Origin of the sequence: Candidatus Phytoplasma bonamiae (assembly GCF_030586845.1) — a bacterium.
In the GTDB taxonomy this organism is placed as follows: Bacteria; Bacillota_I; Bacilli_A; order Acholeplasmatales; family Acholeplasmataceae; genus Phytoplasma; species Phytoplasma bonamiae.
In genome coordinates, this window is sequence record NZ_JAOSIQ010000022.1 from 1 (window position 1) to 7,736 (window position 7,736).

Consider the following 7,736-nt stretch of genomic DNA (forward strand, 5'->3'; position numbering starts at 1 on the left):
TTTATCTAAAAAGGTTATCCTATATAATCAGAATAAACAACTAATAAGTGGTGACATAACGTTAGTCCTCGGAAGAGGGTGAATTATGGCAAGCCGGATGCTGGGAAACTTGCTTGTCCGGTTTAGAGGGGGGCTGATTGTAAATAAAACAGCAAAGATAAATTGCTGCATAAAACACAATTAATCTATCCGTATCGTTAACTATGTGTAATCCTAATACTCAAATTGAAACATTAGAAAGAAAGCATAATTATTATTTATTAGCTAAAAAAATATTTTGTAATACACCTTTTAAAGTTAAAGTTATTTGGACAGAAGCTTTAATGTTTCAGCCTAAAAAACATTATGATTTAATTTTTATCGATGGTGCTAAATCGCAATATTGCAAATTATTTGAAAAATATCAAAAATTTATAAAAAATAATGGTTTTATTATTTGCGATAATTTAAATTTTCATAATTTATTTAATAATAAAAATAATTCTAAAAATGTCTGCAGAATTCTTAATAAAATACAAGAATTTAAGGTATATTTAAAAAATAATTATTTTTTTAAAACTATATTTATCGATGTAGGAGATGGATTAAGTATTTCTTTTAAAAATTTTTTGCCATCTGAATATATATTTTGGTGATAAAATAAATTTATTCAATATAAAAAAAATCACAGATAAAAGAGGTTAGTTATTATGAGCCATGATATTAATTCTTATGCAAACAAATATAAAGTTGATAAAAAAAACATTAATAAAGATAAACAAATTTACAAGTTAACTCAAGAGGGTGTAGATAAATTAAAACAAGAGTTAGAACATTTAACTTCCACTAAAAGAAGTGAAAATTTAATTTCTTTAAAAGAAGCTCGTGATCAAGGAGATTTGAGCGAAAATGCTGATTATGCAGCTGCTACTAATGAGCAAATAATCATAGAAACACGAATTTCTGAAATTAAAAATATTTTAAAAAATATGCAAATAATTGATTATTCTAATCAAAATAAAGAAATTGTTACTATTGGTAATACAGTAGATATTCAGTTTTTAGATAATATGAAAATTTTAAAATTACATTTAGTTGGAATTTTAGAAGTAGATCCTTTAAACAATAAATTTTCTATCGAATCTCCTATTGGACAGAGTTTACAAGGACATAAAGAAGGCGATCAGTTAAGATATAAATCTGAAACTGGTAAAATTATTGATATTAAAATTTTGAAAATAAATTAATTGGATATGGAAAATTATGAAATTAGAAAATTACCTACATTATATACCCGATTTTTATTATGATTCTGTTTTTGAAATTCCGTTTGAAGAATTATTTCAAAAAAATATTAAAGTGTTATTGTTTGATTTAGGGCGCCAAAGAGGCCTAAATATCGAGTGAACTAACCCATCACCAGTGCGATAAACACTGACAGGATAAGAACGGTTCTTGAAAGGAAACCATCAAGAATTACAGCAGTTTTTAAAAGCGGGTTGCGACGAAGTAGTTAGTCAAAAAGATACCGCCACCGAATGGTTCTAAGGGTAAACCTGAAATGGTCTAAGAAGATAAGTAGATGTACTTTCTTAACCTGTCTCGTAAACTACTATAAGCGAACAGTCCAGAGTCTATCAATATATCTAAATCGTATTGAATAGTTTATCACTTAACCAACCTGGAATCTCACCATGAATAAAATGGTTACTTCCCCTAAGGAACCAAGGTTGATATTTAGCGTAACTTGGAGAATCCTAAAGGCGGAGTTATTAAATTAACTAATAATAATGAAATTAAAGTCATTATAGCCCAAGGAGAAAGCGACTTCTTAGTAGTCGGAGGAGTAAAACTGGATCTGGAATGATCCAGCTCGCCCTCCCTAGAACAAGGTTAACGACCTTGATAGGGCGAAAGAAGTCAGTAATTTATTGTTTATTCAATAGGATCAAGTATCTAAAGTTTTTGTCAAACTTGAAGATCATTTAAAATCGTTCAATATGCAACAAGAATTACAAACACGGAATTAATAACTTACCGAGAATTTAATCAAATCATAGACGGTATCAAATTCCAAAAATCGAATAGATATGCCACCACGAATATATCAACAATTACCTTTATTGACTATGATATCAGTTCAACAAATTTTCATTCTAAAAGGTTTTGGTAAAATTCAACTATTTGGCATCCTGGTTATCAAAGTTTGCTTAATTAAAAAACAATGGAACAAATAAATATTATAACTTCTTATTTTGAAAATATCCTGTCAGATTGGAGTTTCGGATTCCGAACCAAAAAATTTTGTCAGGATGTCATTAAATGAATTAAACAATAATTTAATGGAATAAATAGAAATATATTTGTTATGTGGATAACTTTTATATCATTAGTGACAGTATGAGAGATAAATAAATTGTTGTTTTATTTAGGAATTATTATCAAAAGATGATGAACAATAAACTCATGACATTAACCAATTTAAGAAACAAATAACGATAGGAATAAACTACTAACTAGTGGTGACACCAAGTTAGTCCCGTAAAAAGGGTAAATTACAGAAAGCCGGATGCTGGGAAACTTGCTTGTCCGGTTTGGATGGGGGCTATTTGTAATAGAGATGAGAAAGATAAATTCTAAGATCGAAACGCAAATAATCTATCCATATGATAATACTCTTATAGAACCGTTTCAAAAAACATTAGATACTAAAATTTATAATTTACTAATGAATATTAGTAAAAAATTTCAAATAATTATTCTTTCTAATGCTTCTCAACGTAAATTAAAAAAAATTTTAGAACCTAATTGGGATTATATTTATCTCAATGTATTTCGCAAAAAACCTTCATCTTGGGGTTTTAAAAAAGTTTTAGATTTAACTCAAACAAAAACTCAAGAAATAGTTATGATTGGTGATCAATTGGCCACAGATATCAAAGGAGCTAATAAATTAAATATTATATCTATTTTGGTAAAGCCTTTGAATAAAAAACAAGAAAATTTATTCACAAAATATAATCGTATTTATATAGAAAGACCTTTAATTAATTTAATTCGAAAAACTAATTTAAATATTTATAATAAAAAGTTTAAGAATTTTATTAAATAAAAGATAATTATAATTTATGTTAATAGAAAAAATTTTAAAAAAAATTAATAATAAATTTAAAAATGATATTTATCGTTTAAATCAGGGCGCCAAAGAGGCCTAAATTTCGCGCTATTTAACCAATAGCCAGGGATGATAAACCCTGAAAGGATATGGTTGGTCGGACAAACGAAAGAATGTCAGATTACAGCAAACCATAAAAGCGGGTTACGACCAAAGCAAATTAGTCAAGAAGACGCCGCCACCGAATAATTCCATGGAGAAGCCTGCAATGGCCTAAGAAGGAAAATTGATGTAATGATAAGACCTGTTCCGGAAGTTGCTTAAACGGACAGTCCAGAATCTATCAATATTTATGATTTGTATTGGATAGCTTATCAAATAAAGAAACCTGGAATCAGCCTCTAAAAAGGATACTTCCCCTAAAGAATTAAGGTAGAAATTTAGTGTAACTTGGAGAATCCTAAAACTAAGTAATTAAGTTTACTAATCCGGAAATAAAAGTCCGGATGGTCAAGGATAAAGAATCTTTTTAGTAGTCGTAAGGGTAAACCTAGATTTGGAATAATTTAGTTAATCGTCTTACCGAGAAGAGAGTTAATTACTCTTATAGGGCGAAAGAAGAAAGTAATTTGAATTATGGAAAGCCGGATGCTTGGAAACTTGCTTGTCCGGTTTGGACGGGGGCTGATTGTAAATAAAACAGCAAAGATAAATCGCTGAATAAAACGCAATTAATCTATCCGTATTATTTTAGGAGTTTATCAGAAAGCTACTGAATTAGCTTTATTTTATGAAGAAAATATTGAAGAAGCTCAAATAGCTGCTTTATTCCATGATTATACTAAAAATGAATCTTTAGAATTTCATTTATCCGTATTAAATCATGATATTATTAACAAATATAAACAAATGGTTTTTATGTATCATGCTTTTAGTGCACCTATTGTACTTCAACAAGAATTTAATATTAATAATAAAAAAATTTTTGATGCCATTAGAAAACACGTTTGGGGTCACGAAAACATGAATAAATTAGATAAAATTATTTTAATTAGTGATAAAATAGAAAATAGTAGAACTTTTCCAAATATCAATTACTTTAGAAAATTAGCTTTTAAAAATTTGGACCAAACGATATATGAATTATTAAAAAATAATCTTGATTATTATACCCGTAAAGGTTTTAAATCTTTTCCAGAACAAATAAAAATATTAAATTCTTTAAAAAAACAACTGTTTTTAAATTGAAAAAGTTTGGTAATATTTATAATGTTGCGCATTATATCTGGAAAATATAAAAATTTTCGTTTAAACTTAGTACCATCTAAAAATACTAAAAGTTCTACTCATTTAATTAGAAAAGCTTTATTTGATACCATTCAAAAGGATATTAATAATAGTGTTATTTTAGATTTATTCGCGGGTTCTGGAGCTTATGGATTTGAAGCCTTAAGTAGAGAAGCAAAACAAATTTTTATGGTAGATAATTCTTTACCAGCATATTTAACAATTAGAAAAAATCAAAATAAACTTAAAATTAATAATCAAAAAGTAATAGTGTTTTATAAAAATGCTTTTAATATTTTAAAAAGATTTATATCTAAAAAAATTAAATTTGATGTAATTATTTTAGATCCTCCTTATGTTTTTGACATAAAAAAATTATTTCCTGAATTATTTAAAATTATTCATTCTCAAAGTTGGATTATTTATGAAACTTATCGGGCGCCAAAGAGGCCTAAATATCGAGTGAACTAACCCATCACCAGTGCGATAAACACTGACAGGCTAAGAACGGTTCTTGAAAGGAAACTATCAAGAATTACAGCAGTTCTTAAAAGCGGGTTGCGATGAAGTAGTTAGTCAAGAAGACACCGCCACCGAATGGTTCTACGGGTAAGCCTGAAATGGCCTAAGAAGATAAGCAGATGTAATTTCTTATAACAGTCTCGCAAACTACTATAAACGAGCAATTCAGGGGATATCAATACAATGATAAGGTATTGGATAGTTTATCACTTAACTAACCTGGAATCTCACCATGAATAAATGGTCACTTCCCCTAAGGAATCAAGGTTGATATTTAGCGTAACTTGGAGAATCCTAAAGGCGAGTTATTAAATTAACGAATAATGAGATTAAAGTCATTATAGCCCAAGGAGAAAGCGACTTCTTAGTAGTCGGAGGAGTAAAACTGGATCTGGAATGATCCAGTTAATCGTCCTCCCTAGAACAAGGTTAACGACCTTGATAGGGCGAAAGAAGTCAGTAATTTATTGTTTATTCAAATAGGATCAAGTATCTAAAGTTTTTGTCAAACTTGAAGATCATTTAAAATCGTTCAATATGCAACAAGAATTACAAACACGGAATTAATAACTTACTACCGAGAATTTAATCAAATCATAGACGGTATCAAATTCCAAAATTGAACAATACCACCGCATAATATTTTAATGGTAATTAATATAATTATGGCCATATGTAGGTAAGTTCTTATCTTAAAAAATCTAGTTAAATCCGAATTTAGTATTCCTAAAAAATCAATTTATTTATAAGGTTAAGGTTATAGTACGATTATTAACTCCCGATTTTGAAGGTATCTTTTCAAAATGGAGTTTAACATTGATAACCAAAAAAAATTACCATGATGTTGTTAAACGCTTTTAAAAATAAATCTAAGTAATTGAGTATATTATGAAAATCGATATCTAGGATTACTATGAAACCATCAATCAAATATTATTTAAAAAAATGCATCAAAAAAAGATAAAATTCTTAAAACGATATATAAATAACTAAAACCAATATTATAATAAACGGGATCAAATATAAATCATTATCTAGTTTATTCCAAGGAAAATAATACCGCTTTTTCTTAGTAAATGTTTATTTACAATGCATTGATAATAGAATGGATAATTTGATGAACTCAAAAATCAGAATAAAAAATACACCTAGAATATAGAAAATTTTATAAAAAAAACCGACACCACGATTTAGGGGAATTGATAGATATCTTAATTTAAATCCCAATTTTGAATAGAAAATAATAAAATCACTAAAAAAATTTCTTTAAGGGAAACATTATAAATCAAAATGTTCTAAAGTATAAAGTTTTAAGAGATATAAAAATCAATTCGGTTTAACTAATAATCTTATACCAATTAATCTTATCTGAAAATATCTAGAATAATACAGTTTTTGAAAAGATATTAACAAACGAATATTCAAATATTAATTGCTAAAGAATTCAAAAAAATTTAAAATAGATAAAAATTAAGGAATTAATAACAAGACTAAAATCGGGATTAACAAACTATGGTTTTATGTAAGAATGATAAAGTTATTGTCAGAGAACTTATTAACAAATTTATGGGATTAAATAATTTAAGTAATCAAGAACGATCAGAATTAACAACTAACCAGTGGTGACACAATGTTAGTCTTCAGAAGAGGATAAATTATGGAAAGCCGGATGCTGGGAAACTTGCTCGTCCGGTTTGGATGGGGGCTATTTGTAATAGAGATAAGAAAGACCATTCTAAGATCGAAACGCGAATAATCTATCCATATATAAAAATTTATTACCTGATATTAATCAAAAATTTATTTTAATTAAAAATAAAAAATACGGTAATAAAAGATTAATTTTTTATAAACCTATTTTGTCTAACTAAAGATAAGTTTTAATAAAAGAAATTGATTAAATAATGGTTAAATTATTCCAAAAAATATTAAAATTGAAAGGGGAATGATTATGACTTGGTTTGAAACAATTTTATTTTTATCAGGTTTATTTTTAGGTATTTTATTAGGGGCATTAATAATGTTTTTAATTATTAGAAAATATTTAGAAAAAAACCCTCCTATAAATAAAAAACAAATTAAAGAAATGTTTAAACAGATGGGTAGAAGTCCTAGCGAAAAACAAATTCAACAAATTATGTTAGCGATGAAAAATAAAAAATAAATTGGAGAATAAATGACACTAATGAGTTATTATATCTTAGTGGGCGCCAAAGAGGCCTAAATTTCATGCTATCTAACCAATAGCCAGGGGCCGATAAACCCTGAAAGGATATGGTCGGTTTATCAGACGAAAGAATGATAGATTATAGCAGACCATAAAAGCGGGTTGCGACGAAAGCAAATTAGTCAAGAAGACGCCGCCACCAAATAATTCCATGGAGAAGCCTGCAATGGCCTAAGAAGGGAAATGGATGTAATATTAAACCTGTTCCGGAAGTTGCTGAAGCGGACAGTCCAGAGTCTATTAGTATATAACTAAGGTACTGAGTAGTTTATCACCTAACAAACCTGGAATCTTACCATTTATTAGAATGGTCACTTCCCCTAAAGAATTAAGGTAGAAATTTAGCGTAACTTGGAGAATCCTAAAACTATGTAATTAAATTTACAGATCAGGAAATCAAAGCCCTGATAGTTAAGGATAAAGAATCTGCTTAGTAGTCGTAAGAGTAAATCTAGTTTTGGAATAAGCTAGCTAATCGCCTTACCAAGAAGAGAGTTAACCACTCTTATAGGGCGAAAGCAGAAAGTAATTTATTGTTTATTCATGGAGACCATATAGACAAAAGATCTATGAAGTATTAGTATCGCAACTTCTTCGGATAATGAA

The 7,736-nt window shown here is 28.1% G+C and carries 8 protein-coding genes; all 8 read left to right on the forward strand.

Annotation, left to right across the window (positions count from 1 at the left end; genetic code table 11):
- Window positions 1–203 precede the first annotated feature (203 nt).
- The 8 genes from OC701_RS01975 to OC701_RS02010 all read left to right on the forward strand — a co-directional run bounded on the left by OC701_RS01975 (window position 204) and on the right by OC701_RS02010 (window position 7,067).
- Window positions 204–635, forward strand: coding sequence for an O-methyltransferase (locus OC701_RS01975; RefSeq protein ID WP_304514427.1), 432 nt, complete (start codon window positions 204–206; stop codon window positions 633–635).
- 54 nt (window positions 636–689) lie between these two features.
- Window positions 690–1,226, forward strand: a complete 537-nt coding sequence (gene greA, locus OC701_RS01980) for a transcription elongation factor GreA (protein WP_304514428.1) — start codon at window positions 690–692, stop codon at window positions 1,224–1,226.
- Between the two features lie 16 nt (window positions 1,227–1,242).
- Window positions 1,243–1,386, forward strand: coding sequence for a hypothetical protein (locus OC701_RS01985; RefSeq protein WP_304514429.1), 144 nt, complete (start codon window positions 1,243–1,245; stop codon window positions 1,384–1,386).
- A gap of 456 nt (window positions 1,387–1,842) precedes the next feature.
- Entirely contained in the window at window positions 1,843–1,968 is a 126-nt protein-coding gene (locus OC701_RS01990; protein ID WP_304514430.1) for a hypothetical protein, read from the forward strand.
- Between the two features lie 580 nt (window positions 1,969–2,548).
- Complete coding sequence (locus OC701_RS01995; RefSeq protein WP_304514431.1) at window positions 2,549–3,091, forward strand: YqeG family HAD IIIA-type phosphatase; 543 nt, start codon at window positions 2,549–2,551, stop codon at window positions 3,089–3,091.
- An 804-nt stretch (window positions 3,092–3,895) separates the two neighbouring features.
- A complete protein-coding gene (gene yqeK / locus OC701_RS02000) occupies window positions 3,896–4,342 on the forward strand; it encodes a bis(5'-nucleosyl)-tetraphosphatase (symmetrical) YqeK (RefSeq protein ID WP_420887967.1) in 447 nt (148 codons plus the stop codon).
- Between the two features lie 21 nt (window positions 4,343–4,363).
- Window positions 4,364–4,852 (forward strand): RsmD family RNA methyltransferase, encoded by a 489-nt coding sequence (locus OC701_RS02005; RefSeq protein WP_304514432.1) that lies wholly within the window; start codon window positions 4,364–4,366, stop codon window positions 4,850–4,852.
- 2,002 nt (window positions 4,853–6,854) lie between these two features.
- Window positions 6,855–7,067, forward strand: coding sequence for a YneF family protein (locus tag OC701_RS02010; RefSeq protein ID WP_304514433.1), 213 nt, complete (start codon window positions 6,855–6,857; stop codon window positions 7,065–7,067).
- Window positions 7,068–7,736: the final 669 nt, after the last annotated feature.